Genomic DNA, 23,674 nt, shown 5'->3' with positions numbered 1-23,674 from the left:
TGCGCTTGCAATCGTTCCGCGAACTACAGCGGGCCGCAGAGAGGCGCCAGGAGGCGATCGGCGCTTCGGCGGTGTGGGGCTTCAACTAGCCTTGAATCGAGGGCGTCCGGCCAGCGCTGCGAGGAATGCCTTGGCTGCGGCGTCGCAGGCCACACGCGACGGGCCGTTCGCCAACAATATGACCTCCGCCGCTTTCAACGTTAATCCGTGCCTTTCGGCAAACGCTCCAATCTCATAAGGTCGGTTGTCCGTATCGGTGTCGGAGGCGGCGGGATGCGGCTTTCTCATGAGCTACTCATATGAGGCTATGCTCATACAAGCGACTTACGGATTTGTAAGTTGCTCGCCCAAACCATCCGGGAACCATTTCAGCGCCAGCTAATTAAGTCCCCCGACGGGCCGGTTCGGCTGCTGGCCAACGTTAGGCATGACCTTGGTCGGCCCGCGTCGGCTGCAAAAGGGCGCGGGCCATTATGCGGAACCATGAGGCGGGCCTAGATGTTCAGGGATAAGGAAACACGAGTTTTAGAAGCGGCCCTGATCGCCGCAGTGCCGCTCTCAATCCTGATTGCGGTCGTGATGGTCAGCCTTACGTTCGGTTGGTTCGGATGAGCAAGCGCGGCGCAGATTTTTTGTACAAATGGATTTCGGCGAATGTTCCCGTAACCGTCGGCGCCGACATCATCTCAGTCCGCCGAGCTGACGCAAAAGGCGTTCGACGACGCCAAAACGGTCGGAGTCAGCAGCACTGAGATCGAGGAGGATACGGGAAGCGTCTACGAGACGATCCTTGACGCGATCGTCCATCATGATGCCGGGTTGCGGACTGAAGACCCTTAGCGGTTCTACGTATGCGATGTGTTCCAAGACTATATGATCGGTAAGAGCGATGGCAGAGGTGTTGGCTTTTGATTTCACCCGTTTTCTCGGATTGACCGCAGACGAACTGCTAGTCGGAGCCGCGTCGTTAGCCGGGTGCTTGCTGCTTTTCAACTTAATGACAACGGACCGCCCAAATCGATAGGTGCGCGCCCTCGGCAGCCCAGAGATCCGCAGATCGATAGCCTTTTCACTTTCGGACGTTTCAGCCATTGTGCTCCTCAACCTCACGCCAGCGTCGCCGCCACTGCTGGAAGGCCGTGCGGGAAGTGACCGGGAAGGAGTCGGCTTCATCCAGTGGAACACCACCGGGCCAGTACGGTCCAATGCGGCTGGGTATCGGGGAGGCCCGACCAGTCTTCTATTTGACAAAGGATTTCCAGTCGGGCCAGCACCAGCCAATGGCCCGGTGCGGATGCAATGTACTTGCTCGGTTTGCTCCCCTCAACGATCGAAATCTTACGGATTCGTGAGTTAAAACGCACGGCCGCGCGGCAGGCTCGGTAGGGGAAGATTTGCGGCACGCTACATTGCAGGACTTCCGCGACGAATGCGTAAGGGGATAAGTGTCAAGATTGACGGACTGGCTGCGAGATCGCGGGCTTCTCGGACCGAAAGTCGCGCTGCCTCCTTTTGTTACGCTGGGCCCGTACTCGCATGGGGTGCATAGCGGATCGTTTCTTTTCATTTCGGAAGAATCCCCAGTCCGGATTGGCGCTTTCTGCGCCATTGCCGCCGAAGTTCGCTTCATTTATCACGCCGACCACCCGACGGAGACGGCATCGAATTTTGGATTGCAGGACCAGATCCTGAAGACCAAGACAACTATGGAATACCTTCGGACGAAAGGTCGTATTTTTAGGCAACGACGTTTGGGTAGGTGCGCGGGCGACCATCTTGTCCGGCGTCACTATCGGTGATGGCGCCGTTGTTGCGGCCTGCAGTGTCGTCACCAAGGATGTTGAACCCTATGCGATCGTTGCCGGCAACCCGGCACGACTACTCAGATACCGCTTCTCAGCGGACACGATCGCGGCCATGCAGAGAATCCGCTGGTGGACTGGCCGGTTGAACGCATCAAGCAGGAGAGATAAGCCTTCGATCTGCCTGCCCAGGAATTCGTTCGCCGCTTCGATAAAGGAACTGCCCTTGGCGTGCGTCCATCAGAGTAAGCCCTTATCGGCAGGATGAAATTGGACGTCACGCTGCAATTGGTTCTGCTCTGGCGACGCATTGAGCGGAACAGCCCGCTGCAGGGGGGACGTTTGGGAGCAGCGGGCTGATGGGCTTATGCCCCTGCAGCGAAAGGGCGGCATTGAAATTTCGCTGCTCGGAGAGCCTATGAGAAACGGCTAATGTGCGCGAATGACGGATTCGTAAGGACGGCGCGGGGCGAAGCACCGTCGTGTTGACGGCCCGCTGCCGAGGAACTCTAGGCAGCGGGCCTTTTAGTTCGGCGGGTGGAGGCCCACCGGGCAACAAATGTGCCGTTCGCTGCCGGCGGAGATGATTAGCTGGCGCTGCCAGAAACCTCCACTTACGAATCCGTAAGGAGAGTTGCCACCCTAATCGATCGCGGCCTCTGTTTCAGGTGTGCTAAATTAGGCGGATGAGGTTCCTATTCGTTGCTTTTGGCTGTTCTATTTTTGTGGCGCTCGCCTTTTGGCTGACAGTCAGTTTGATCCACGCGACGTGAACCCAAACGGCATCAAGGCTTCCGCGATCACGTCATAACCCTATCCCGGCAATTCGGCCATAAGTGATGTGCGGCGGACCTGATGTTCCGCTTGGCCGGCGTCATCCCAAAGCCCACCCAGCTCCCAACTGGCGCCGGCCATCTATTACTTTGCAACTTCACGGGCTACCGCGCCGTATTGCCAGGTGACGGTGGGCTGCATTTTTGGCGGGTGGCGCGGCCTACCGTCTCCGCCCGTCGGCAGCGAGTTGCGCCCGCTAATCCCGCTGCGCTCCACCGCCAAATGAAAAACCGCCACCGCGAGGCAGCGGGCTTTGCAGCCAGGTTTCATCGGGTCGCGGTTGCTAGCCGCCTTACACCTTCAATGAAGAGGTGGAGGCATTCAACGTCCCAATCCCAGTCCTTCACCGGAGCGTCTGGATCTTCGGCGACAGGCGATGACGAGGCGTAACTCACGGGCTGGTCAGGCACGAATGACGACCGGAGGATGACGACGAGCGTGAACCGCAGCCGGATTGTGAAACGTGCTGCTGGTCGTTGGATACCGAAAATCCACAAGAAGGGCCCGAGTGGCACCGCAACGGCTGGGGATAATGCTGCCGAGCAAGTCTGGCGAAATAAGCGTAGTTCAAATTAACCAAGATCTGTTTAATTGAACTTGCCTTGAAAAGCAGCGAACTTGAAACGCCCGACGCTTCAGGCCCTTTAAATTCGATGCTCGCCCTCTAGGTGCCTGATCAGCAAGGACATGTTCCGCCGATTAGCACGCCAAAGGACATCGAACGCATCTCCGGCAACCGGTATCGAACCGATCACACCTTCAATGAGTACGTTTGCAATCATACGGACCAGGATGCTGACGGGGTACGCCAATTCGAAACGCCTGGACCACGATTATGCTCGAAAGGGCAACGCCCGCCCAATCGCCGACGACAGGAATAAGGCCCAGAATTGCATCGACGCCGAAGCGAACTTTGGTACCGGGAATGGCGAATGCCACGTCTAGCAGGCGAGAAAGACGGTCAAGCCTTTCGACACGTGCGCGCAGATCCTCCGCGTCGCCTATAGTCCACGAAGCTGCATGTGCCATTGGGCCGACCTCTCTACGTCACGATATGGGAAGGGATCAGTAGGCGCGCAAGCGAATCTGGGCGCAGTGGCTTATCTCCGCCAAAAGGCTCCGAAGCGTAAGACAGCCATCAAACGTCAAACAGGTCGCTAGGCCCACGGCCGATCTCGTCGATGATGTCGGGCGTATTGTTGCGCGGCGATCCCACCTTGCTGCCGATCGGCCACATCTTCATCAGGTCCGATGGGAATGGCTTCATCAGGTCTCGGGGATCCAGTCTGGGCGGAGCCATCGCATGTAGTCGCCCGGCGCCAAGATCACCGGCATCCTGTCATAAATGGTTGCCATGAGCTCGTTTGGCTCGCAGGTCGCGATTGCGAAGGTGCGGATCAGTTCGCCCGTTGCCTTATCGGCATACTCTTCCCAGATGCCGGCCATGGCGAACGGTTGATCGTCTTTCATGGCTATTGCGTACGGCTGCTTCTTCTTCCCCGAAGCTTCGAGCTTCTGCCATTCGAAATAGCCGTCCACCGGCACCAGGCAGCGCTGTGACGCGTAAGCCTTCCGGAACAAGCCATTGGTCGCTATCGTCTCGCAGCGAGCGTTGACGGGCGGCGGTCGGCCGCTCCCGTCAGGAGCCCAGCCGGGGACCAGGCCCCACTTTGCCGAGACAAAGCCAGCCATGCTGGTCGACAGTTCTTCGCGAATGATGATCGGATAGCTCAAGCTGGGCGCGCCATTCCAGATAGGGAAGCCGTTGCCCATGCGTTCGATGTCGCCAGCATGGGCGAACTCGAAACGCCGCACCATGTCGGGGATTGTCGATTTGACGAAAACGCGTCCACACATCAGATCACCGGCCTATCGTTGCGGACAGTCAAAATGGGAACACGTCGGGAACGAGTCAAGCAGTGCCGATCGAACTGAAACTGAAATGGGCCAAGACATGGGACGACGTCGACAAAGACTTCGTCGCGATCGACAGGCGCATGAAGGGTGGCTCGGTCGCCGGATCTATCTTTTCAACGACGGGCCGACCAAAGGAAAATGGTTCGGGACGTCGACCGCTCACGGCAAGGGCTTGGCGCCTTTGGGAGTCTCGAGCCGTGGCTACGCCGGTTCGGCGAGGGAAGCCGGCAAGCTTGTTGAGCTGGCGTGGTTTTCAGCGTCGCGAAATGTGCATAGCGACGATGCCGACGGCTCCGCTGGAAGCTGACAAGTTCAGTGTATTGTAGCCGGGTGCCTGACCAGAGACCGAGCCGGTCGGCAGAAGGGCTGCCAGAAGTGAATTAAAATTCGCCGGTCTGCTTTAACTGCAAAGACAGAAGATTGTGCGATCTCCACAGCGCTTACTGTGAGGTGCGACTTTGCGAACTGTTTCAGCTCTGATCTTGGCACCGCTCCCAGTGATGGTGTTGTCGGCGATTACATTGAACCACAATAGGCCTCAGTACGGGTTTTTGGCCGCTTTGATATGGCTAATCGTGATTGCATACGCCTGGGAGATAGTTGTAATTCTACCAGGGCACCTGCTTCTCAGGCGAGCCAAGGACGCTTCGATAGTTGACTATCTGCTGCTTGGATTCCTGGGTTTCGCTTTGCCGATGCTCGCAATCATGATCTGTCGAGCACCAGGTCGCTTGGGGGTTGAGATCGTACTGTCCAGTTACTGGGGAATCCTAGGGTTGATTTCCTGTTGGCTGTTTTGGTGTCTGAGAAAGCCAAAAGTAAGATCCATCAATACGGCTACAGCCCTTTAAAAAGCCCGCAGCCGGCCTGACGGGAGCGGCAGCGGGCTTTAGTCGGGGACGGGTCCTTGAATGGGGCCGGCCCATGCGAACGATGCGCCCCGCATGTGAGCGTTAAGGAATTCCCGACAGTTTTAACGATCCAGAGCTAGGCCGGATCACACGTCGAACAGGTCGAAGGGCCCCACACCTATTTTGTCGATGATGTCGGGCGTGTTGTTTCGCGGACTACCTACCCTGCTGCCTATCGGCCACATCTTCATCAGGTCCGATGGATAGGGTTTCATCAGATCGCGCGGATCGGGCTCCGGTCCAAGCCAACGCAATAATCGGCCGGCGCCAGGATCACCGGCATGCGATCATGGATTGTAGCCATCAGCTCGTTCGGCTCGCAGTAAGCCTCCGGCAAAGGCCGCGGTTCCCAGATATCCGGCCGAGCTGCCGTCAGTGGGTATTGAACTCAGGCCGGAGACTGACGAGTAGTTTGGCCACCTGATCGCTTCGCTCAGCGAGTCGTCCGCGGCATTGTCATAGGGCTACTCCTAGGATTATCCCTAGGACTTCCGACGTTCGCCCTTACCCCGCAAGGCGGCCGTCACCGGAGGGATACGGCTCCGCAGGTGGCGATGGCGAAAGTGCGGATCAGTTCGCCGGTGGCGTGTGTGACCAACGACGGCGGAAAGGCGGCGGCTAGGACCGGCCTTTGGGAAAATGTTGGGCGTGCCCGGGTATACTCACCCAGTGGTGTTTCCCCTGCTCCCATACTGACCGCACGGGGGCGGGAAAGCTGGCGTCGTTGAAGGCGCCAACCGCGATGCCGAGCATAGTCGGGTGCTTGCTTGCGCGGGCGTAAACGGTTGAACCACATACGGGGCAGAAGAACGTTTCGAACGTTCCGCCTGTCTCCGTGGGCCTCTCATACTTGGTCGCTTCCCCAATGATCGCGAGCACATCGTCGGGATAGTAGGCGAAGACACCAAACGGCGAACCGCTACGGCGCTGGCAGTAGCTGCAATGACAGGCAACGACGGTTGAACTCGGACCGGGCGTCGTCACCGCGAGCTGACCACATTGACATTTCGCTTCCATGTCTAACCTCCGCTCATGGATTGTTGGCGGCAACTGTATGGATGCTCAACACGAGGTGCCGATTACAAACTGAGACACTACCAGCCTTTTCGCCTATTCCTTGCGGACCATAGACAGCTTCGGTGCGGCGGCTTCTCTGATGATCTTGGCGGCTTCGTCTATAGTTATGCCGACCTTGCGGGCATAATAGGCTGCTTCCGCTCCGAGCGCGGCATCTAATGGGGTTTCAGCCACCTGCTTTGCTTTGCGCTTCGCCTTCCTGCCCATATGCGAACCATAGCACGTTCGCAGAATCAGGGGGTGCCGCCTTCCCGGTGATCCATGGCTTCAGCGATGACCTCGAACACACTGGGTACCTCCTCGCTGATGTCGGTGGTTGGGATGCCTTCCTTTCCGGCGGCTTGCACCGCTCGTTCCGCCAGGACGCCGATCGCCATTGGATCGTCGATTATGGTGTCTGGCAGTTGTTCTGCCATCCATTCGTCGAGAAAATTGATGCCGCGTGTGGTCATGGATGGTGCCCATTATCAAAACCATGGCCTGAAACGCAAAAAACCCGCCGGCGGAGCCGTGCGGTTCAGGCTTGTTCTCACTTGGCAGTGAAAAATGTCAGCAAAACTTTTCCTTTTTCGCCAAGCAGGCAAACAAATCGGTCTGGCGTTCCGGTCTTACCGCTTCGAGCAATATACGCCTCGCCCAGAACTACCGTTTTGATGGGCACGTCCCCGACACTGGTATCAGCCTTGCTCATCGCAATGCTCTCCATGTCGATAACCAGGTCGCTGATGTCCTTTGACTTTTCCTGAAGGGCCAGCAGTCCGGTGGATTTGCACGCATTAATCGCTGGGTCGTCCAGCGTCTGCGCCAAACAGCCTCCGGCTAGAAAACCCACAATAACTGACGATGCTGCCATATTTCTTATCAACATATCGGCTCTCCAATGGACAAACTGCGCTTCAATAGGCCGAGTTTTAGTAGCAAGTACCCGCAAGGAAAGCCGTGATCTCGACTTTCGTTCCTGTCAGTCACGCAATTAACCAAGATCGGTCCGGCCTCGGAGAATCGAGCGACTGCGAAAAAGCCCGCGCCTGAAGGGGAGAGCATCGGGCCAAGGCGAAGCAAAAGAAGGACGACATGCGCGCGGCACTACGATTCGTTTTCGGCCTGCCTTGGCTTCCGCTTAAGATTTGGCCGTCAGCGCCCACGCCGCGATTCTCCGCTCGGCCTTAGCCGCGTTGAGCGCGTAGTCCACCGAATAAGCGTGGTAACCTATCCGGGCAGATTGATGTGAGCATGGGCTGGCTGGACCAGAGCGCCGCCATATTGCGCCCATAGATGTTCGCAGTCCCAGACCCTTAAGCTGGGTGTTCCAGGTTCCCCGTACAGGACCACTGCACCGCGAACATCGTAGCCAAGCACGGACGCGTTGGCGACGAATTGGATGGCGCGCCCCAAGCTGATGGCGCCGATCCGTGTTTCCGTTTTACTGCTGAGATCGATCACGCCGAAGATTTCCGCGTCTGTTCCTCTGCCGGCCAGCACCGCTGTCGATCTCGCGTCGTCCAAGGCAAGAAGCATTGCTGAGTCCCCCGTAACCAACCCCCCAACTAACTTCAATGCGCGAGATTTGTTCCGCGCAGCTTTGCTTGCCGGCCCACACGCTCCAATGCTTTCACGCTTAACGAGAGCTCTTGCTCGCCGATCCCGGCTATTTCCGCTTCGAAAAATAGCCGCGCCGCAAGGTCCGTTAACGCGGCGTCGTCAACAGTGCGCCCGTCGAGCAGATTATGCCTCACAAGCCATAAATGGAGAAACCGAAGCGCCCTCTGGCTGATTCAGGGAGACCGGGGTCGAAGTGGACGATCGCGTCGACGAGCGTGCGGTAAATGCTGTCGACCTCATCATCGATCTCATCCCGCCTGATAACCACAGCTTTAGCGTCAGCAATAAGCTTGTGCGTCAGCTCGTCGACTGAAACGACGTCAGCCGTAGCGGTCTCCGGAACATTATTTGAGATCCATTCGTGAAGGAAGTTCAGCCCGCGCGTGGTCATTCAGCGATTAATTTCGCAGCGATTAATTTCGGTCGCGGCATTAGGTTCCGGCCGGCCAAGCACCGTAATTCTTTAGCATGAAGGCGTAGCGGGAACATTACGGCACAGCACTGTGTTGTCTCCTTAGTCAACGCGCGGAGGTAACGGTGTCCCGGTACTTTTTCGACATCCACGATGGCCATGATTTCGCCCTCGACGAAGACGGCATAAAGTGCGAAACGCTGAAGGATCTGAGCTATCAAGCCGTAGATGTCTTGCCTGACATCGTGCGGGAAGAACTGCCAGATGGGCCGAACAGAACCTTCTCGGTCAAGGCCCGCGACGGAACCGGTGCCTATGTCTTTCGAGCCACGCTCACGCTGGCATCGGCTTGGATTGTCGAAACCATTGGCGACGAGCAGCAGCCTGGAGGTGACCGATGGGTGGCCGCCCTCTCACGTGCAAAGACCCAGGTCAACGCGTTGCGCAGAGAATTTGCGGAGGACGGCTTTTCACAGCAGTTGGAAGCCTTGGACAGTCTTTTTTCAGTTGCAGATGCTGAGATCGACCGACTGCTGGCCAGGAGAGTGCCAAGGAAAAAAGTTTGATGGAATAAGGCTCCGCACAGCAGACCGGAGCGCGGTGTCAGCTTCAAATCTCATCGTCACTTTCGGCAAGACGTTTGGTTTTCGCCTCCCGACTCCTTCGCTCTGCTTCAATGACAAGTTTTGCTTCCCGATCTGCGCAACTAGATTTCTCTCGATCAACTTTCGGCCGACCGGTCGCGTCCCTTGGCCTGACGGCTAAAAAATCGCTGATTGTGCCGGGCCGGGGCTGGCTGGTGAAGTTTGCAATTCGGATGCGACCTAGCTCCAACAATGTCCCTTCATCTGTGTTGCCAGCTTGGTAGAGTTGGATCAAAGAAGCCGCCAAAAGCTCCTCAAAGAACGTGCCGCGAACAAAGGTCGCTTCACTGCAAAGGCGGTCAAAGAAAGTCGATTTCCTCGGGCTGAAAGCAGTCCGGATTTCTGCTGTGGGTCACGCTGCACCTGCATGCTGGGGCGGAAGCGTGATGGTCGCTCACGGCCGACAGAGCCCTTGGCTATTCTGTCGGTGCGTCTGGTGTACGGCTTGAATAGCGATGGCGTCTCTCTCATTTGATGCCTGTCTGCTTGCGTACTAAAACGACAATCGGGACCATCGTCGCAACGGTTCATTCTAGGGTCTGCTGACTGAAAGTGATATCATCGATCTCAGCTTGAAGTCGGTCACTCACAGGTTCGGCCTTGACGTCGTCCGCCAAGGGAAAACCGTCATAGCCCTGTAGCCACGCCTCGCCGAGTTCCTGCCAGTACTCGGGAACCACGCGTTCCTTGCCATCCTTGCGCACGCGCTCCCGGTCCTTTTTGGCGACCGCCATGCGCTTTCCTCTATCGGCCCAGCGGCTGCTTTGAAAACGAGACCAACTCGGCCTCATCCCTGATCCCCGCCATATAGTTGGCAATAATGCGGGAGGCGATGACCTCGCGCATGTCCGGCGACTGATCGGGGACAACGATTTGATCAAAAACCCTCCCCAGCAAAGCCAGTTCGGCCGCGTCGAATATGCCGACCTCAGTAGCTCTTCGTTGGATTGGCATGATCTTCCTCCCGGAAATCCTGGAGCGAAGCATGCCGCAGATCTTCCTCGCCGCGCAAGTGCTTCACACGGCCGACGATGCCCGGCTTGACCCATTGGGTCGCCGTCCGCTTCATGCCCTTCGGCGCGCCGGTCCGGCGTGCTCCTGGACGCGCTTCCAGAGCCGCTCGCGGATAGCGCGGCTGGAGTTAATGAAGGCCGAACCGACATATTTCGCCGTCGCCCGGTCGGCCATCAGGGCGAAGGCCGGCTTCCCGTTTTCGCGCTCGACGCCGAGCAGATCGAGTAGCTAAGAAGGACCAAGAGCGCGCCGGCTACGCCTGGATGTATGGCCAGCAGGCGCGCAAGGATGGTAGGGAGCGGGCCGTGCCTGGATACTGGGAAGAGCATGGCGAGGCGTGGCTACAGGGCTATGACGGCGATCCTCTGCCTGGGTCATCGAAGGCGAAGCCGATCGGGGATCCCATGGAGGCCGAACTTCGCGCGCAACAATCGTGATCCAAATGATCGGTAAAAACTGGACCCTGCAATCTTTGATCGACGGCAAGATGGCAGTCACGGCGTTTTGCCACAAGGCAGCCTGCAACCATAGCAAGACATTGAACCTCGATGCGCTGCGCGACAGGTTCGGGCCGGATGCACCAGCGATGCAATGGGATCTGCGGCCGAAGCTGAAATGCGAGGTGTGCCAGTCGAAGGGCGTTGGCCTGATCTACTCGCCCGATTCCACGAAGGTTTCGGGCATGGGGCAAAATCTCTACGCCAAGACGAAGGGCGGTCGGTAGGCGCACGGCGCAAGGCTGCGGAATCGATCTACAATCGAAGCGCGACCGCTTGTCGGCGGTGACGGCCGGTACATCAAGTTCGATTACCATTAAGCCGTAACGTTGCAGATGTCCCATACAAGCCCGCTGGCCTGAGCCAGCGGGTTTTTTGCGTTCAAAGCCTGTAGGCCAAGCCGCCGAGTCGTAGCCACGCCTTAGCGGGGCTGCCTTTCATGGAGCGCGCTGTTTTGCGTGGCAAGACCTGCGACAGTCTGTCTCCGAAACTCCCGTGAGTACGAGTCCGTAAAACTCGAACGATCAACGAGTTTGAACTGATGAAATGGACCTTCCAAAGTCTGATCGATGCGGACATGGGAATTACGGCGCATTGCGTGCGTTGCGGTCACACAGTGAAACTTGACCTAGTAAAGTGGCGCGACACGCACGGTCCGGATGCTTCCGCTATGGCGCCTGACCTTTCGCCGATGCTCCGCTGTCCAAATTGCAGAGGGAAGACAATCGGGTTCAGCTATACCCTGCAAGAAACCAGCTCGTCTTCGGGCGCATCCAAGCCCGCAATCGTTGACGGTCAAACCCGTTAGTGGCCGGATCGAAGCTGAAATTTACGACGCGGCGATTGGTACAGAGACTGCCAAGCGGCCGACTTTTCGACTGATCAGGTTTTGCTCAATGGATTGCTGTCTTCTCAAAACTTAACTCCCGGCGTTCCGCCTCTCGAAAGACAAGGAGGAGCATAAGCATTTCGGCCGTGCCGGGAGCTGGGCTCGTAGGCAGGTTTGCCCTCAGATTGCGTAGTGTGAGGTTGTCCAGCGAAGCTACATGCAGCTTTGCGGCATCAATTTGATCGCCAAGAACCGATAATAGTTCGGCTGATTTCTTCATTGATCGCTCCACCCGTTCGGCAACTAACGACCTACGATCCGGTCTATCATGCTCTCGTCGGGCTCGTCGTCCGACATCTCCCGCAAGCGGTATAAAAACTGACGACCGGCGCAGTAGGCGGGGGGCTGTGTCTTTCCGCGTCGGTCGTCAGCTATAGCAGGCACCCGGGGGGTTCGGATGGGTGCGCAGGCGACGTTCAGCTTGAGTCCGTCGCCCGCAATCACGTTGCCGAAAGTTGGTTAACAAGTGGTTACTATCCACAGTCTGGCCGACATACTTGGCGGTGGCGCGGTCGGCCATCAGAGCGGCTTGCCCATCTCCCGCTCAACACCAAGGATCTCGTATCCCTCGACGGCGTAGCTCTTGATCTTCAGCCAGTTTGTCGACCGGCCGCTGCGATAGTTGCTGTCGCGACGCTTGGAGACCATGCCCTCGATACCGGCTTCGTCGATCAGGTGAAAGATGGCCTTCGCGTCGCCCGGCATGGCCTGGCTGAACTGAATGTTTTCTCCGGGCTCGATGATGCCCTCAAGGATCTCGCGGCGATCCTCCAGCGCCATGTCACGCAGATCGTGCCCGTTGAGGTGAAGAGCAGATCGAAGGCCACGAAGTAGAGGTCATGCTGGCGGCTGGTGATCGCCTTTCGCAGCTCCGCGAAGTCCGAGAGCCCGGCGTCATTCAAGACGATGACCTCGCCATCGATGATCGCGCTTTCAACTTCCAGCGCCTTCGCTGCCTTGGCCAGGTGACGGTACCACATGCGCTAACACACCGCGAACAAAAGTTGATTCGGGAACAGCGCTCGCTAATGTTCGCGATGGCGTGGACGTTCGGATCATTGATTAAGGCGGGGATGCAAGTCAGCGTGCACTGCCTCCACTGCCACCATACCCAGACGCTGGACCTCGTGGCCCTCGCAGAACGGTTCGGCCCTGATACGCCCGCCGTGGCGACCGATCTCGCGGCGAGGATGCGCTGCTCATCATGCAAGCGGCGTGCAGTCGGGTTCGGCTATACGCCTGACGCGTCGAAGCACAGCGGCATGGGGCAGGCGAACAGCTACGCCAAGGCGAGCGATGGGCGCTAATAACGGGGCAGATTTTGACTACTGGTCAGCCATATGAGCGTCGACGGTATTGCCCTGATCTATACTGAATTGATAGGGCTGGTCTCCCCAATTCATAATGCCGATGGTCCCGGTGACAAGCACATCGGCGCACTTAGGTTCTTCCTTGAGGCAGAACTTCTTGTCCTTCTCGGACCACGTGTCGCTGTGTCGATCCTTGTCCCTCACTTTGAAACCGTCAATGGTGTGGTCTGCACCAACAAACAGGACGATAGTTCCAGTTGGCAGACCGGCAATTATGATGGTGTTACCAACGATTGCCTTTATGGCGTCTGCCCCGCCAAGCGTTTCGTCCTCAGCGTTAGCAGCAGCGACAAAAACGAAGAGCGTAGCTATCCCAACGAATGCTTTAAGAATGCGCATTGGTGTTCTCCCCTACGACCGGTCTCATTACTTACCCGCTAAGGTAGGGAGTCAATGCCCTGTGGCCATCACCGAGCACAACGCAAAAGGCCCGCCGACATGTGCCAGCAGGCCTCTGGTCGCCGCATTCCTGAGTGACTTAATTGGGGAGGGGAGCTAAATCCGAAGCGGGCAGCGCCGCCGTTACCTTCGATAGCGTCTGGCGCTTGGTCAGCACCGGCTTCTGATATGCCTTCTTAACGGTCGTCATCTTCAAAGCACATCTACTAAGGGGGGTGCTGACGGACCCGCTACGATCACGGAAAGGCGGTCCTTTTTAACAAGCACAGGCTTTTCGTATGTTTTCTTCATAGTGTGTCCTCGCTTTTCATTGGCAGAAGAGAGCTGCGTCGACCGACCTTGTCAACCCGACAAACGAAATAGCCCGCCGCTCAGAGGGAAGAGCAGCGGGTCAAGCGTGGAGTGCTGGGATCAACCAGCATAGGTCAACGAGTGGCGGATAGGCTGGTTGCTTTATGTTAACGCCAAATAGGGCGCTCCTTCCAATCCGCGGGGAAAGACAAGCGCTCTGGCGTCAAATCGGGATGCTCCTCAAGAAGCAACGCGATCCGCTCAGGCCATCGTGAATCTGGCGATACCTGGCGCATTAGTATCTGGGTGATCACAATCTGAGCATAAAGGCGATCGTTCATTGCCGACGATTTCTCGGAGGTTTAGAAACTGCCTAAATCCAATTTTTGAAAGAACATTTTCCCTGGCATGTTGCGTTTGATGTTGCGTCGAGCTGCCGACTGTCACAGGAAGCCATTAGAAATCAACGTAATTCAGTTGCAACATGACGCGACACAGAACGGCGCGGATTCGCCGGCAACGTGCCATTAAGGGACTGTTCTGGTTGCGAAATTTGTGGTGCCCAGAGGCGGATTCGAACCACCGACACGCGGATTTTCAGTCCGCGCGTCAGCCAATGGGCGTCCGAAAGGCAGATCACAAACCAGAAAACCCGGTCCAAGCTGGAGGGGTTTCGTCCGTCTCATCCTGTCATTTGATCGAGGAGGTCGAAGGGCCCTATGTTCATTGCCGGAGATTCCCAATGCCATTTCGATTCGTCCACACCGCCGACATTCATCTCGACTCGCCGCTACGCTCACTGGCGTTGCGAAGCCCCGATCTTGCCGAACTCGTTGGCGACGCCAGCCGACAGGCCTTTATCTCGATCGTAGACCTCTGCCTCACTGAGCGTGTCGATGCACTAGTCATCGCCGGCGACCTCTACGATGGCGACCAGACGTCAATGAAAACCGCCCGCTTCCTGGCCTCGCAGATGACGCGCCTGCACCAGGCCGGCATCAAGGTTTTCAAAATCCGCGGCAATCATGACGCGCTGTCACGCATTTCGAAACAGCTGGTCTTTCCCGACACGGTCACGATCTTCGGCGGCCGCCCCCAGTCCGTGCTGCAGACGGCCGGCGGCATCGACGTGGCGTTCCATGGCTTGAGCTTCGCCAGCCCCAAGGCGCCGGAAAGCCTGTTGCCCAAATACCCGGCCGCGCGCGAAGGCGCGGTCAATGTCGGCATCATGCACACCAGCTTGGCCGGATCGCCCGGGCACGATGTCTACGCACCTTGCAACGTCGCCGACCTGCACAGCCATGGTTTCGGCTACTGGGCGCTCGGACACATCCATGTCCGAAGCGTCCATCCCGGGGCAAGCACGGTGGTGATGCCGGGGATACCGCAGGGCAGGGACATCAACGAGGCCGGCGAGAAATCCGTCACCCTGGTCACGATCCGCGACGACCGCACCATTGAGATCGAGGAAAGGCCGACCAGTATCGCGCAATTCGAGCGCGTGGACGTCGACCTCGACGGCACAGTCGAGTGGCCCGATGTCGTCGGCCGTGTCCGATCCGCGCTCGAAGACCTCCGAACCTCCGTCAGAACTCGTCATGCTGTGGTCCGCCTTACGCTAACCGGCGCGTCGCCTTTGTCCTGGGCCCTGATCCGCGACCGCGACCTGCTGCTCGCAGAAGCTGAGCAGGTCGCCGAACAGGTGGGCGACACCTGGATGGAAAAGCTTGAGCTCACACTCGCAACACCCAGTCTCGAAACACCCGACGGCATTGCCGATCCGATCTTCGAACTCGCGCAGTCCATGCGCGCCGATGCCGGTTCGCAAGCCTTCCGTGCCGAGGCGCGGGCGCTGGTGCAGAAGGTGGTCGCGGATCTTCCGCCCGACGGGCGCGATTTTGCCGGCAAGGACGAGGCTGGACTCGATCTCTTTCTCGACAAGGTTCTTGCCAGCGGCGCCGATCTGGTCACCGCCCGCCTCAAATCCGGCGGATCGCAATGAGGCTGCGGCGCCTTGACCTCATCCGTTATGGCAAGTTCACCGATGCCATGATCGACTTCGGACCGAAGCCGCAATCGGGGCCGGATCTGCATATCGTCTTCGGCCTGAACGAGGCCGGCAAGTCGACGTCACTTGCAGGCTATCTAGATCTGCTCTTCGGCATCGAGGAGCGCAGCCGCTACAATTTCCTACATGAGTACAGCGCCATGCGGATCGGCGCCGTGCTCGAATTCGATGGCGCCGAGCATGCGTTCACGCGCACGAAGCAGCGCAACAACTCGTTGTTGGATGCGAAGGGGCAACCGGTGAGCGAAGTGGCGATATCAGCGCATCTCGCCGGCCTTTCCCGTGACGCTTACACCACCATGTTCTCGCTCGATGACGAGACACTCGAAGCAGGCGGAAAGTCGATCCTGGAGTCGCGTGGCGACCTCGGCAAACTGCTGTTCACCGCCAGCGCTGGCCTCGGGCACGCGAGCGACACATTGGGTGCGCTCGAGGCGGAAGCAGACGGACTCTACCGCAAGCAGGCCCACGGCACCGAACTTGCGCTGCTCAAGAAGCGGCTTGGCGAACTTAAGGCTGGGAGGGATGCGATCGACACCCTAGCGTCGACGTTCGAGACCCTCGAAGCCGAACGAATAGACGCGACTGAGAAATATGACCGCAGCATTGCCGAGCGATCGTCGCTGTCGGCTCGGCTGGAGACCATGGCGAAATATCTTCGAGCGATACCGGTGCTCGCTGACGTCAGGCGCAAGTCAGCTCAACTGGCTGAGTTGCCCGACACCGTCTCACCAGCCCGGACCTGGACGGGCAGTTTCGCCGACATGATCGAGAGCGATGCGAGCCTCAGAACACGACTCTCCGCCAGCGCCCATGAGCTCGATCGCGTGAGGGGAAGAATCGCATCGGTCGATGTCGATGCGGTCATCCTTGCGATTTCCGAACGCGTTCGCGGCCTGGCGCAAGGCAAGCTGCGCCATGGCGCGGCAGGCCTCGACCTGCCCAATCGCAGGACCGACCTGCAAATCCTCAACAACGCCGTGGCGGTCTGCCTTGCAGCACTTGGACGGTCATCCGAGCGAGATCCTGCCGCATTGCTTCTGCCCGCCGCCACGGTTGGCGCAGTGCGCAGCATGGTCGAGCAGCGCTCGGGGATAGCGACCAGCCTGCGGGTCGCCCGCGATGAGGCAGCCGCAGCGCTCGATGCGCTCCAGACTGCACGAGAACGAGTGAGTGAGGAAAGGGCGGTGCCCGAACCCGCAAGGGCAAGACTCAGCGCAGCCTTGTCCAAGGCCAGGTCAAGCGGACATCCTGGAGAGATCAAGGCGGCACATGAGGCGCAGGATGCCGGCGCAATTCGCTGGGAGGCGGCACTAGAGGCTCTACATCCATGGTCCGGAGACGCAAGGGCGCTGTCCAGGCTGTCGGTTCCGAGCGTCAGCCAGGTTGGCACCTGGAAAACATTCGCCGCGGAACTGGGTCGAAACAGGGCCGTCCTCTCCGGACGTTTTGCAGATTATGGGCGCAACCACGATGAGCTCGCGTCACGTCTCGGCACGCTTCGCGCCTCGGTCGATGTCGAAGACGATGAAAGCGCCGCAGCCATCCGGCATGCCCGAGGCGAGGCGTGGACAAGGCATCGAAGCGCGTTGACCGCCGAGACGGCGGATGATTTCGCTTATGAATTGGCCCGCGACGACAGTGCGGGCGCCGACCGGCTGGCCAGCGCATCGAAACTCGCGGAAATCCGCGCAACAACGCGCGACCTTGTTGAAGCCGAAGCCTACCTTTTGCGCGTGCGCGAAGACCTCGCGCGCATCGATGCGGACGTCCATCCCGCCCTGGCGGAAATGCGGACGGTGACAAAAGACTTGCTCGGAGAATGCCAGGAAGTGTCGCTCGAGCACCTGATTGAACGCATCGAGGCCCATGTCTCTGCGCGTGCCGCGGCACTCGAGGCTTGGGAGCAGGTCGAGCTTGCCCGCAAGAAGGCGGGACGGTCGGCCGATGAGGGCGAACAGATACGTCTGGAACTGAGCACGGCGATGGCGAGCGTCGGCATCGCCGCGGATGTCGGCGACAGTGTGGAGGCGGTCGTGGCGGTCGCGGAGCTATTTCTCGACCGGCAGCGCAGAGTGGACGCCGAGCATGCCGAGGTCCTGAAAACCGTCGGCGCCAGGGAGGAAGAATTGGCGGCCAGGCGCCGGGACGTTGACGTGGCGGAGCGCCGTGAGGAAGACTGGTTGGCCGGCATCGCCGACGCACTCAAGGGGACCTGGCTCGAAGGTGGGCTTTCGGCGGCCGGTGTCGGCAGCGTTCTCGAGCAATTGTCGGAACTGTCGAGAAGCCTCCAGGAGCGGGATGCCATGCAGCTCCGCATCGAGAAGATGGAGGTCGACAGAGACACCTTTCTTGCCGAAGTCACCAAGGTGGCTGCCGAAGCGAGCGAAGCAGAAAACAACGACGATCCCGAACAATTGGCGATCAGGCTTGCAGAGCGACTGGAGCGCGCCGAGCGCTCCCAAGAAGCGAAGGCAACCCTCCTCAATGATTTGCAGCGCCTGCAGGATGCTCGCGATATCCTCAATACGGAGATGTCTGCACATGAGCGGCGCAAGACGGAGGTCCTGAGCGCCTTTGGTGTGACCACCCTTTCCGAAGTCGTGGAACGCGACGAGCTTCTGCGCGACAGGGATCGATTGCGCACTGCGATAGCCGGACTCGAAGAGCAGATTTCGGCTGACCTCGGGGTGGTAGGATTTGAGAAAGCGCGTTCGATGCTGGATGCACTGGATCTCAACAGCCTCACGGTCGAGAAGGCGGAAACCGAGCAACGGCTTCACGATCTCGACAGCACGATCCAGCAGCAACTCGTCCGGCAAACGCGAGCAGCCGACAAGCTTGATGCAATTGGCGGCGACAGCGCGGTCGCCCGCATCGATGCAGAACGCCGTACGGTCCTCCTGGAGATCGAGGAGAAGGCCGTCCGATACATCGAACTGAAACTTGGAATAATGTCGGCCGCAAATGCGCTTCGCACCTACCGCGAACGTCATCGCTCAGGAATGATGGCGCGGGCATCCGACGCTTTCGCCTTGATGACGCGCGGTCAATATTCTGGCCTGACAACTCAACCGGTGAAGGGTGGCGAAGTCCTCATCGCATTGCAGCGCGACGGGCAATCCAAGGTCACTGAGGCCCTGTCAAAGGGCGCGCGTTTTCAGCTTTATCTGGCACTCAGGCTTGCCGGATATTACGAGTTCGCCCAGTTTCGGCCCTCGGTCCCGTTCATCGCCGACGACATCATGGAAACCTTCGACCATTTCCGATCCGAGGAGGTTTTTCGGTTGTTTGGTGAGATGGGGCGTGCAGGACAGGTAATCTACCTGACGCATCACCAGCACCTGTGCGAGATCGCCAAGACCGTCGTTCCGGGCGTAGCGATCCACGAGCTCGGATAGTTGCGCATGTCTGTTGTCCTGGACGACGGAAACGTCCTTGGAGGCAAGACGCTTGCGTCGCGGCGTTGACCTATCAAGCCATCATCCCAAGGTCATTCCTGCTCGCGGAAACAATCATTAGCTGCGGCGCCAAGCTACTCGGCATTCCGGAAGTCGAGCTAAGCGAGTTGTCAGAGACCGGCACGGGGATATCGTCGCCACGCTCAAGCAGGCATGCTCTTGCATCGTCGACTTCTAAGACAATAGCCGCGGCGACGACGCGTAGCACGAAACCCTTCAGTCCAAAGTGTCCAGTCCCGCGTTGCGCGGCTGGCAAATTGAGGCATCCACGCGTTGAAGGCGGAAACCGCGGTCTTCCCGCCCAAGGTCGAGGCGCTTCCTTTTCCAATGGCCAGGACCGCCTGTGAGGACCTACACGTAGTTCCCGGTGTGAATGGTAACCGACTGTCCGTCCTTGGCGATTTTGAGCTTGAGATCGTCTGGTTTATTCGGTTGATCGCTATCGTTGAGTCCGACACTAACGTTGCAGGCATCGCCCTCCCAAAGCTTCTTGCGCGAAGGGTTGTCTGGCGCACGATCATACTCTTCGACCCATGAGCACCCGCCTGAGGCATACGTTGGGGATGTCTGACCTTTTTCACGCAGGCTCATCCAGTACCAACGGCCAGTGTCGGCACCGCTCTTGCCGACATAGAAAGAAGCCTCGACCTGGTTCACGTGCTGCCCTGTGTGACGTGCCAGAAATTCAGACGGGTAGCTTCGTGTGAAGCAGGCTGTATCGTCGATATTTGGCCCCATGTGCGCGTTCATCGGGTCGTCGATCGCAAAAGCGACCCCTGTTCCTAGCAGACAAGATATCAAGGCAACGGTGACCGATGTTGTTCCCATTTTCATGATTGACCGCCTTGTTATTCGAAGCAGCCTTGGTCATTCAAGGCTTTTTTCGACGTGTTGATGTGCAGACTTGTCAGGACAATCCGATCGCCGGACCATGCGAGTGAAATGTCGGCATGACCAGCCGTCGGACAGGGGTTTGAATCGGCGACGGCATGCCAGATAGGCGTCCCGGCCTTCATCGTCGCATAGTTCGGAAAAATGCCCTTCAACGCTCCGAGACCAGGCGACAACCTGTGCTGGATCTCGTCGAGCCAGCTCGTGACATCGACGTCGTGCCATCCGCCCTTCTCCCATACGTAGAGAAGCTCGCGATTGAAAAAGCCGGTGCCATCTTCCGCCGCAGGAATATGCAAGACAATCCGTCCGGCGGAGCGAAGGATTTCCGGTCTATCGTATTCGAAAGCCGCGTCGTCGCTCGAGATCAGGATTGGGCGAAGCATCGCGCGCGTCGCGCTTTCAAAGACAATGACCCGGGAATAGGGAAGCGTTTGAATCTGATCGCCAGGCGCCGGCTCTAAGTTGTAGCGGGCATAGGAGAATTTGTGGCCGGCGACCGCTCCAACGCGGCCGAACTTGCCGACGGTGCAGCGCACGCCGGATTCGACCAGCGCCGCCGCGCACAACGTCCGCGCTTCTTTCAACGTCATGACAGCCTGCGCATCGAGATGGCGCGGCTCATCCGCGATCGTCGGAGTGACAACGCCAGCCATGAGCGCCGCACCGATCAATTGTCCAACCCGTCGATGGCTCAATAGCAAGTGATAGACCGATTTGAGCGTCGCATGCATAAGGTGCCTCCTAGGATCCTGCTGCCTATTGTCCTGGCGGCAGCGGTGCGGGCGGCGACCATGGCGTGTCACCGTTGAAGTCGCATGTCGTCAATTCTTCGGTGCAGGTCCTGTCCTTCCAACGTGCAAGTGTGCCTGTCGACATCGGACTTGAGAGGCGGCGTCATGCCGTTTACCAGCGCGATCCTCCACATGCGCCAGTCGCCGAAGCAGGCGGGGATCCGACGCATTTTGACAACCTGGGGATTGGAGACATTGCCGCTGTCGTTTTCGACGTCCAGATTGACGCCGTCAGCGGATTATTCGCTCCGGCCCTGCTTGCGCATCTCAAAACCAACGCCACGGCCCCCTCTCTTCGGGAAATTCGCCATCGTCGTTCATCGTATCCAGAAAGTGACCCCCATTTCGATGGCCCAGCAAAACCGCACCCGCGCTGGCAAGCGCAACAAGAACGAAGAGAACAGGAATGCGCCCAGCGACGATCAAGGCATAGATCATCCCACCGACCGAGAATGCAAAGATGATTGATCCGACGGTCACAAGGGAGCCATACGCATCGCGCCGCGCTCGCGACCAGAATGACGAAGACGGTTTCTCGGTGGGCTCCGTCATCAACTCGCCTGTATCCCGCTTTGTGTTTCGACACTGGCCAATGGTAGACCCACTCGGTTATCCAGAAAATTCACGTTTTAACCGTTGAATGAGCCAACTTGAACAAAGGCTGGCCGGCATCACGCCCATGTCCTGCGGTACGGTTCGCTAGTATCGCCAATGACCTTGGATTCACCGAGGCGACGATCGCCGCCTTGGTTGGTCATTCCCGAAGACAGCGACCAACCACTACATTCACACAGTGCACACCGCGCTCATCATGACGGCTGCATCATCGCCGAAGCATTCCATATTTCGTTCATCTCATCGTCCGTTCGGACGCTGGAAGCCGGCGACGGTTGCATCTCGTTCTCAGGCCTGTGACCTCGAAGCCCATTTCCCAGCGGAAACCGGGAGCTGCCTTCGCCTCGCCATGAAGGTCGTCATTCGGCATGATCGATGCAAACCGTTACTGCCGGTCGGGTGGCGGATTGAAGTCGAGTTCCGAACGGTCGAGCCAGCCCGTCACAGGCTTGTCGCCGCCCAGATAGGAGGCCTTGACCCAGTTCCCGCTGCGCGCCACGACGACGACCGGATCGAACCGCAAAACGAAAGGTGTCCGCCCTGGTTTTGCTCCCGGTCCTGAACGGAAAATCACCTTCTCTGCGGAAACCATCGCAACACCAAGCCATCCGCTACCTTCGGAGGTCTTTGTCACTTCATAAGGCTGATCCACCATATCGCCGGACGTCATCGAACAACCCGCCTGGTTTTGATCAAGCTTCAGCAGCGCGCTGCCCTCTTTGAACACAAGGCTACCGTGGATGATCTCCTTGTCGCCCGGCGCCCACGTCACGATATCGGCATGATCTCCGATGAGCTTTCCCTTGAGCATGAAGATGCAGCTGAACTGCGGTGCATCATCGGTCCCGTTTCCAATGCGGTCTTCATGAAGGGCACCGGTAACCTGACCGTCAACGACGGAAACGAGCAGGCTGTCATATTGGCCTGACAGGGCCTCTCCGTCGGCATCGGCGTACGAAGCCATCGGCCACACAAAGACCAAGGCTACGGCCAGCCAACATTGAGTGCGAAAGCGCCAAAGTATTTGCATCCCGGGGTCCTCTTGGTCGGCTCGCGTCTTTGCTGAGGACGCGAGCCCTCCTCGTGGTGCGGACGGGCTAACCGCGCGGTCTGGTTTTCTGTCCTGACGAACTTTCCGCCGGGTTTGCCGACAATCTCGCGGATCGCTGGTCTTTTAGCCAAAGGGATTTCTTTTTTCTTGCCAGCAACTCGTTGCGATCGCTGTCGTCAGCGGTCGCTCGGCTATGCATCACAGCAATGGCATAGTCTGCTCTGTTCGTTCGATAGTCGCCTTTTTGCACAGGCATCGTCTCCTCCCAGTTCGCTGCCCTCCTTTGCCCGGAAGGATTAACTGCCCGTGCATCGTGCGAGTCTACCAATTGGGGATTGTGTTAAAACGATACACTCAGCAGTCTTGCCGATCGGCCGCGTGCAGCATTTGCGCGGCGAGGGAGACTGCGGCACTCTTCGTCGCAGGATTGCCGCAATGAGACCTAGCACGCATCCTGTGCCGCCGCCGCAAACACAATTCCTGAGCCGGCTGATGCGACAGTGTAGGGGTGCAACACTATCGTTGCGGGATAGGGGAACCATGCAGTGAAAGCCGCACTTGCCGCGATCTTAAAATGGTCATGGCTGCGGTGCCGTGCCTAGCCGCCACCAAGCCGATAAAATCAGGAAGCAGATTTCGGAGGCGATGGACGGGTTGATGGACTGCCCGACGCTATCATTCAGCCTTCCCAGACTGCAGATGCTACAGGCGGAACTGGGCAATCAGGGGAACATCGCCGCTGCGCTGAAATCTAACGGCGACATGGCGATGGCCTTCGCCAGAACGCCGCGCCCGGCGGCGCTAAGCAAGGACCGCTCTCGCCGGCCTGCCAAAAACTGGTCGACGACTGCGGATATCAAGGCAAGAAGATCAAGCGGTTGATCAACGAGCCCTGAGGCGCCGTCGTTCTAGGCTCAGGACTCATTGATCAGAGCCAGAAGATTACGGTTGCAGCGATGCAGATCGCGGACATGAAGGTGTGGGCGCAGCGGTCATAGCGTGTGTGGATGCGCCGCCAGTCCTTGAGCCTGCCAAACATGTTCTCGATCTTATGGCGGCTTTTGTAGAGCAAGGTGTCGTGCGGGATCGGCAGATTGCGGTTGGCTTTGGACGGGATACAGGCGACTATGCCGCG

The 23,674-nt window shown here is 58.4% G+C and carries 28 protein-coding genes, 1 tRNA gene and 2 pseudogenes; 9 read left to right on the top strand and 22 right to left on the bottom strand.

The features are described from left to right. Nucleotides 1-681: 681 nt before the first annotated feature. A complete protein-coding gene (locus tag A3A9_RS46615) occupies nucleotides 682-1,092 on the bottom strand; it encodes a hypothetical protein (protein WP_033839029.1) in 411 nt (136 codons plus the stop codon). Nucleotides 1,093-1,776: 684 nt separating this feature from the next. Between A3A9_RS46615 and A3A9_RS43325 the strand changes: the two genes are divergently transcribed. Next, nucleotides 1,777-2,070, top strand: coding sequence for a hypothetical protein (locus tag A3A9_RS43325; RefSeq protein ID WP_275451225.1), 294 nt, complete (start codon nucleotides 1,777-1,779; stop codon nucleotides 2,068-2,070). Nucleotides 2,071-3,280: 1,210 nt separating this feature from the next. Here the strand turns inward: A3A9_RS43325 and A3A9_RS46610 are convergent. From A3A9_RS46610 to A3A9_RS41460, 3 genes and pseudogenes are all read right to left on the bottom strand, one after another. Continuing rightward, nucleotides 3,281-3,448, bottom strand: a complete 168-nt coding sequence (locus A3A9_RS46610) for a DUF4112 domain-containing protein (protein ID WP_430515907.1) — start codon at nucleotides 3,446-3,448, stop codon at nucleotides 3,281-3,283. Continuing rightward, the gene (locus A3A9_RS46605; protein ID WP_202596437.1) at nucleotides 3,396-3,665 is read right to left on the bottom strand and encodes a DUF4112 domain-containing protein; all 270 of its coding nucleotides are present in this window, start codon (nucleotides 3,663-3,665) and stop codon (nucleotides 3,396-3,398) included. The genes A3A9_RS46610 and A3A9_RS46605 overlap by 53 nt, the downstream gene beginning before the upstream one ends. Nucleotides 3,666-3,774: 109 nt before the next feature. Continuing rightward, nucleotides 3,775-4,493 (bottom strand): annotated as a pseudogene (locus tag A3A9_RS41460) (SOS response-associated peptidase). 62 nt (nucleotides 4,494-4,555) lie between these two features. On the opposite strand from A3A9_RS41460, the gene A3A9_RS44460 reads away from it, so the two are divergent. Next, nucleotides 4,556-4,879, top strand: a complete 324-nt coding sequence (locus tag A3A9_RS44460; protein ID WP_152536249.1) for a hypothetical protein — start codon at nucleotides 4,556-4,558, stop codon at nucleotides 4,877-4,879. A gap of 671 nt (nucleotides 4,880-5,550) precedes the next feature. On the opposite strand, the pseudogene A3A9_RS45995 reads toward A3A9_RS44460, so the two are convergent. The 7 genes and pseudogenes from A3A9_RS45995 to A3A9_RS40240 form a co-directional block, all read right to left on the bottom strand. Beyond that, a pseudogene (locus A3A9_RS45995) lies at nucleotides 5,551-5,786 on the bottom strand (SOS response-associated peptidase family protein); the annotation flags it as partial. A 296-nt stretch (nucleotides 5,787-6,082) separates the two neighbouring features. After that, nucleotides 6,083-6,481: a GFA family protein gene (locus tag A3A9_RS43315; protein WP_082222353.1), complete on the bottom strand. Its 399-nt coding sequence runs from the start codon at nucleotides 6,479-6,481 to the stop codon at nucleotides 6,083-6,085. A gap of 93 nt (nucleotides 6,482-6,574) precedes the next feature. After that, the gene (locus A3A9_RS45470) at nucleotides 6,575-6,748 is read right to left on the bottom strand and encodes a hypothetical protein (RefSeq protein WP_202596436.1); all 174 of its coding nucleotides are present in this window, start codon (nucleotides 6,746-6,748) and stop codon (nucleotides 6,575-6,577) included. A gap of 26 nt (nucleotides 6,749-6,774) precedes the next feature. Next, the gene (locus tag A3A9_RS40245) at nucleotides 6,775-6,993 is read right to left on the bottom strand and encodes a DUF768 domain-containing protein (protein ID WP_033839026.1); all 219 of its coding nucleotides are present in this window, start codon (nucleotides 6,991-6,993) and stop codon (nucleotides 6,775-6,777) included. Nucleotides 6,994-7,070: 77 nt separating this feature from the next. Beyond that, nucleotides 7,071-7,409 carry a hypothetical protein gene (locus A3A9_RS0133800; protein ID WP_027062527.1) on the bottom strand — a complete coding sequence of 113 codons (339 nt, stop codon included), beginning with the start codon at nucleotides 7,407-7,409 and terminating at the stop codon, nucleotides 7,071-7,073. Between the two features lie 341 nt (nucleotides 7,410-7,750). Next, complete coding sequence (locus A3A9_RS0133795) at nucleotides 7,751-8,059, bottom strand: hypothetical protein (protein WP_027062526.1); 309 nt, start codon at nucleotides 8,057-8,059, stop codon at nucleotides 7,751-7,753. 214 nt (nucleotides 8,060-8,273) lie between these two features. Then, nucleotides 8,274-8,534, bottom strand: coding sequence for a DUF768 domain-containing protein (locus A3A9_RS40240; protein WP_051371407.1), 261 nt, complete (start codon nucleotides 8,532-8,534; stop codon nucleotides 8,274-8,276). A 146-nt stretch (nucleotides 8,535-8,680) separates the two neighbouring features. Here A3A9_RS40240 and A3A9_RS42000 point away from each other — a divergent pair, with 146 nt between their 5' ends. Further along, nucleotides 8,681-9,121 carry a DUF6894 family protein gene (locus A3A9_RS42000; RefSeq protein ID WP_051371406.1) on the top strand — a complete coding sequence of 147 codons (441 nt, stop codon included), beginning with the start codon at nucleotides 8,681-8,683 and terminating at the stop codon, nucleotides 9,119-9,121. Between the two features lie 605 nt (nucleotides 9,122-9,726). Here A3A9_RS42000 and A3A9_RS0133775 read toward each other — a convergent pair. The 3 genes from A3A9_RS0133775 to A3A9_RS45990 are packed head-to-tail and all read right to left on the bottom strand — an operon-like array spanning nucleotide 9,727 to nucleotide 10,268. Then, nucleotides 9,727-9,933, bottom strand: coding sequence for a hypothetical protein (locus A3A9_RS0133775; RefSeq protein ID WP_027062524.1), 207 nt, complete (start codon nucleotides 9,931-9,933; stop codon nucleotides 9,727-9,729). Nucleotides 9,934-9,943: 10 nt separating this feature from the next. Beyond that, a complete protein-coding gene (locus A3A9_RS0133770; protein ID WP_027062523.1) occupies nucleotides 9,944-10,153 on the bottom strand; it encodes a hypothetical protein in 210 nt (69 codons plus the stop codon). Next, a complete protein-coding gene (locus A3A9_RS45990) occupies nucleotides 10,128-10,268 on the bottom strand; it encodes a hypothetical protein (protein ID WP_245279189.1) in 141 nt (46 codons plus the stop codon). Before A3A9_RS45990 ends, A3A9_RS0133770 begins: the two co-directional genes overlap by 26 nt. Nucleotides 10,269-10,655: 387 nt before the next feature. Here A3A9_RS45990 and A3A9_RS40230 point away from each other — a divergent pair, with 387 nt between their 5' ends. Further along, nucleotides 10,656-10,937 (top strand): hypothetical protein, encoded by a 282-nt coding sequence (locus A3A9_RS40230; protein WP_051371405.1) that lies wholly within the window; start codon nucleotides 10,656-10,658, stop codon nucleotides 10,935-10,937. Between the two features lie 666 nt (nucleotides 10,938-11,603). On the opposite strand, the gene A3A9_RS0133755 is transcribed toward A3A9_RS40230, so the two are convergent. Continuing rightward, the gene (locus A3A9_RS0133755; RefSeq protein WP_027062521.1) at nucleotides 11,604-11,819 is read right to left on the bottom strand and encodes a hypothetical protein; all 216 of its coding nucleotides are present in this window, start codon (nucleotides 11,817-11,819) and stop codon (nucleotides 11,604-11,606) included. Nucleotides 11,820-12,118: 299 nt separating this feature from the next. Beyond that, nucleotides 12,119-12,379, bottom strand: a complete 261-nt coding sequence (locus tag A3A9_RS46600; RefSeq protein WP_027062520.1) for a hypothetical protein — start codon at nucleotides 12,377-12,379, stop codon at nucleotides 12,119-12,121. 59 nt (nucleotides 12,380-12,438) lie between these two features. Between A3A9_RS46600 and A3A9_RS45985 the strand changes: the two genes are divergently transcribed. Next, the gene (locus A3A9_RS45985) at nucleotides 12,439-12,906 is read left to right on the top strand and encodes a hypothetical protein (protein WP_245279191.1); all 468 of its coding nucleotides are present in this window, start codon (nucleotides 12,439-12,441) and stop codon (nucleotides 12,904-12,906) included. An 18-nt stretch (nucleotides 12,907-12,924) separates the two neighbouring features. Here the strand turns inward: A3A9_RS45985 and A3A9_RS0133740 are convergent, their stop codons facing one another. Further along, the gene (locus tag A3A9_RS0133740) at nucleotides 12,925-13,308 is read right to left on the bottom strand and encodes a hypothetical protein (protein WP_027062518.1); all 384 of its coding nucleotides are present in this window, start codon (nucleotides 13,306-13,308) and stop codon (nucleotides 12,925-12,927) included. 907 nt (nucleotides 13,309-14,215) lie between these two features. Beyond that, nucleotides 14,216-14,285, bottom strand: a tRNA-Phe gene (locus tag A3A9_RS44445). A gap of 116 nt (nucleotides 14,286-14,401) precedes the next feature. Between A3A9_RS44445 and A3A9_RS0133730 the strand changes: the two genes are divergently transcribed. Both A3A9_RS0133730 and A3A9_RS0133725 read left to right on the top strand, forming a co-directional pair. Beyond that, nucleotides 14,402-15,661 carry a metallophosphoesterase family protein gene (locus tag A3A9_RS0133730; protein ID WP_027062517.1) on the top strand — a complete coding sequence of 420 codons (1,260 nt, stop codon included), beginning with the start codon at nucleotides 14,402-14,404 and terminating at the stop codon, nucleotides 15,659-15,661. After that, nucleotides 15,658-19,128 carry an ATP-binding protein gene (locus A3A9_RS0133725; protein ID WP_027062516.1) on the top strand — a complete coding sequence of 1,157 codons (3,471 nt, stop codon included), beginning with the start codon at nucleotides 15,658-15,660 and terminating at the stop codon, nucleotides 19,126-19,128. Before A3A9_RS0133730 ends, A3A9_RS0133725 begins: the two co-directional genes overlap by 4 nt. A gap of 411 nt (nucleotides 19,129-19,539) precedes the next feature. Here A3A9_RS0133725 and A3A9_RS44440 read toward each other — a convergent pair whose 3' ends face one another. Continuing rightward, entirely contained in the window at nucleotides 19,540-20,022 is a 483-nt protein-coding gene (locus A3A9_RS44440) for a hypothetical protein (RefSeq protein ID WP_152536247.1), read from the bottom strand. A gap of 14 nt (nucleotides 20,023-20,036) precedes the next feature. Beyond that, complete coding sequence (locus A3A9_RS0133715; protein ID WP_152536246.1) at nucleotides 20,037-20,813, bottom strand: hypothetical protein; 777 nt, start codon at nucleotides 20,811-20,813, stop codon at nucleotides 20,037-20,039. Nucleotides 20,814-20,978: 165 nt separating this feature from the next. Here A3A9_RS0133715 and A3A9_RS44435 point away from each other — a divergent pair, with 165 nt between their 5' ends. Continuing rightward, entirely contained in the window at nucleotides 20,979-21,341 is a 363-nt protein-coding gene (locus tag A3A9_RS44435; protein WP_152536245.1) for a hypothetical protein, read from the top strand. A 532-nt stretch (nucleotides 21,342-21,873) separates the two neighbouring features. Here A3A9_RS44435 and A3A9_RS45465 read toward each other — a convergent pair. Beyond that, nucleotides 21,874-22,452, bottom strand: a complete 579-nt coding sequence (locus A3A9_RS45465) for a hypothetical protein (RefSeq protein ID WP_152536244.1) — start codon at nucleotides 22,450-22,452, stop codon at nucleotides 21,874-21,876. A 732-nt stretch (nucleotides 22,453-23,184) separates the two neighbouring features. Between A3A9_RS45465 and A3A9_RS0133695 the strand changes: the two genes are divergently transcribed. Further along, nucleotides 23,185-23,421, top strand: coding sequence for a hypothetical protein (locus tag A3A9_RS0133695; RefSeq protein ID WP_152536243.1), 237 nt, complete (start codon nucleotides 23,185-23,187; stop codon nucleotides 23,419-23,421). Between the two features lie 46 nt (nucleotides 23,422-23,467). Here the strand turns inward: A3A9_RS0133695 and A3A9_RS0133690 are convergent. Continuing rightward, a partial coding sequence (locus tag A3A9_RS0133690; RefSeq protein WP_027062511.1) for a transposase occupies nucleotides 23,468-23,674 on the bottom strand: 207 nt, incomplete at its 5' end.

Origin of the sequence: Mesorhizobium loti CJ3sym (assembly GCF_000472785.1) — a bacterium.
Classification (GTDB): domain Bacteria; phylum Pseudomonadota; class Alphaproteobacteria; order Rhizobiales; family Rhizobiaceae; genus Mesorhizobium; species Mesorhizobium loti_E.
This window is presented reverse-complemented; position numbering and strand designations above follow the sequence as displayed.

What these genes read in the sequence shown, in the direction of transcription:
- A3A9_RS0133775 (WP_027062524.1), bottom strand. Translation starts at nt 9,933, where the DNA reads ATGGCGGTCGCCAAAAAGGACCGGGAGCGCGTGCGCAAGGATGGCAAG.
- A3A9_RS0133800 (WP_027062527.1), bottom strand. Translation starts at nt 7,409, where the DNA reads ATGTTGATAAGAAATATGGCAGCATCGTCAGTTATTGTGGGTTTTCTA.
- A3A9_RS45470 (WP_202596436.1), bottom strand. Translation starts at nt 6,748, where the DNA reads ATGGGCAGGAAGGCGAAGCGCAAAGCAAAGCAGGTGGCTGAAACCCCA.
- A3A9_RS0133770 (WP_027062523.1), bottom strand. Translation starts at nt 10,153, where the DNA reads ATGCCAATCCAACGAAGAGCTACTGAGGTCGGCATATTCGACGCGGCC.
- A3A9_RS43315 (WP_082222353.1), bottom strand. Translation starts at nt 6,481, where the DNA reads ATGGAAGCGAAATGTCAATGTGGTCAGCTCGCGGTGACGACGCCCGGT.
- A3A9_RS45990 (WP_245279189.1), bottom strand. Translation starts at nt 10,268, where the DNA reads ATGAAGCGGACGGCGACCCAATGGGTCAAGCCGGGCATCGTCGGCCGT.
- A3A9_RS46605 (WP_202596437.1), bottom strand. Translation starts at nt 3,665, where the DNA reads ATGGCACATGCAGCTTCGTGGACTATAGGCGACGCGGAGGATCTGCGC.
- A3A9_RS44440 (WP_152536247.1), bottom strand. Translation starts at nt 20,022, where the DNA reads ATGAAAATGGGAACAACATCGGTCACCGTTGCCTTGATATCTTGTCTG.
- A3A9_RS45465 (WP_152536244.1), bottom strand. Translation starts at nt 22,452, where the DNA reads ATGGCTTCGTACGCCGATGCCGACGGAGAGGCCCTGTCAGGCCAATAT.
- A3A9_RS46615 (WP_033839029.1), bottom strand. Translation starts at nt 1,092, where the DNA reads ATGGCTGAAACGTCCGAAAGTGAAAAGGCTATCGATCTGCGGATCTCT.
- A3A9_RS0133795 (WP_027062526.1), bottom strand. Translation starts at nt 8,059, where the DNA reads ATGCTTCTTGCCTTGGACGACGCGAGATCGACAGCGGTGCTGGCCGGC.
- A3A9_RS0133740 (WP_027062518.1), bottom strand. Translation starts at nt 13,308, where the DNA reads ATGCGCATTCTTAAAGCATTCGTTGGGATAGCTACGCTCTTCGTTTTT.
- A3A9_RS0133695 (WP_152536243.1), top strand. Translation starts at nt 23,185, where the DNA reads ATGGACGGGTTGATGGACTGCCCGACGCTATCATTCAGCCTTCCCAGA.
- A3A9_RS40240 (WP_051371407.1), bottom strand. Translation starts at nt 8,534, where the DNA reads ATGACCACGCGCGGGCTGAACTTCCTTCACGAATGGATCTCAAATAAT.
- A3A9_RS40245 (WP_033839026.1), bottom strand. Translation starts at nt 6,993, where the DNA reads ATGACCACACGCGGCATCAATTTTCTCGACGAATGGATGGCAGAACAA.
- A3A9_RS0133730 (WP_027062517.1), top strand. Translation starts at nt 14,402, where the DNA reads ATGCCATTTCGATTCGTCCACACCGCCGACATTCATCTCGACTCGCCG.
- A3A9_RS40230 (WP_051371405.1), top strand. Translation starts at nt 10,656, where the DNA reads ATGATCGGTAAAAACTGGACCCTGCAATCTTTGATCGACGGCAAGATG.
- A3A9_RS0133755 (WP_027062521.1), bottom strand. Translation starts at nt 11,819, where the DNA reads ATGAAGAAATCAGCCGAACTATTATCGGTTCTTGGCGATCAAATTGAT.
- A3A9_RS44435 (WP_152536245.1), top strand. Translation starts at nt 20,979, where the DNA reads ATGCCGTTTACCAGCGCGATCCTCCACATGCGCCAGTCGCCGAAGCAG.
- A3A9_RS45985 (WP_245279191.1), top strand. Translation starts at nt 12,439, where the DNA reads ATGCTGGCGGCTGGTGATCGCCTTTCGCAGCTCCGCGAAGTCCGAGAG.
- A3A9_RS46600 (WP_027062520.1), bottom strand. Translation starts at nt 12,379, where the DNA reads ATGGCGCTGGAGGATCGCCGCGAGATCCTTGAGGGCATCATCGAGCCC.
- A3A9_RS0133725 (WP_027062516.1), top strand. Translation starts at nt 15,658, where the DNA reads ATGAGGCTGCGGCGCCTTGACCTCATCCGTTATGGCAAGTTCACCGAT.
- A3A9_RS0133715 (WP_152536246.1), bottom strand. Translation starts at nt 20,813, where the DNA reads ATGCATGCGACGCTCAAATCGGTCTATCACTTGCTATTGAGCCATCGA.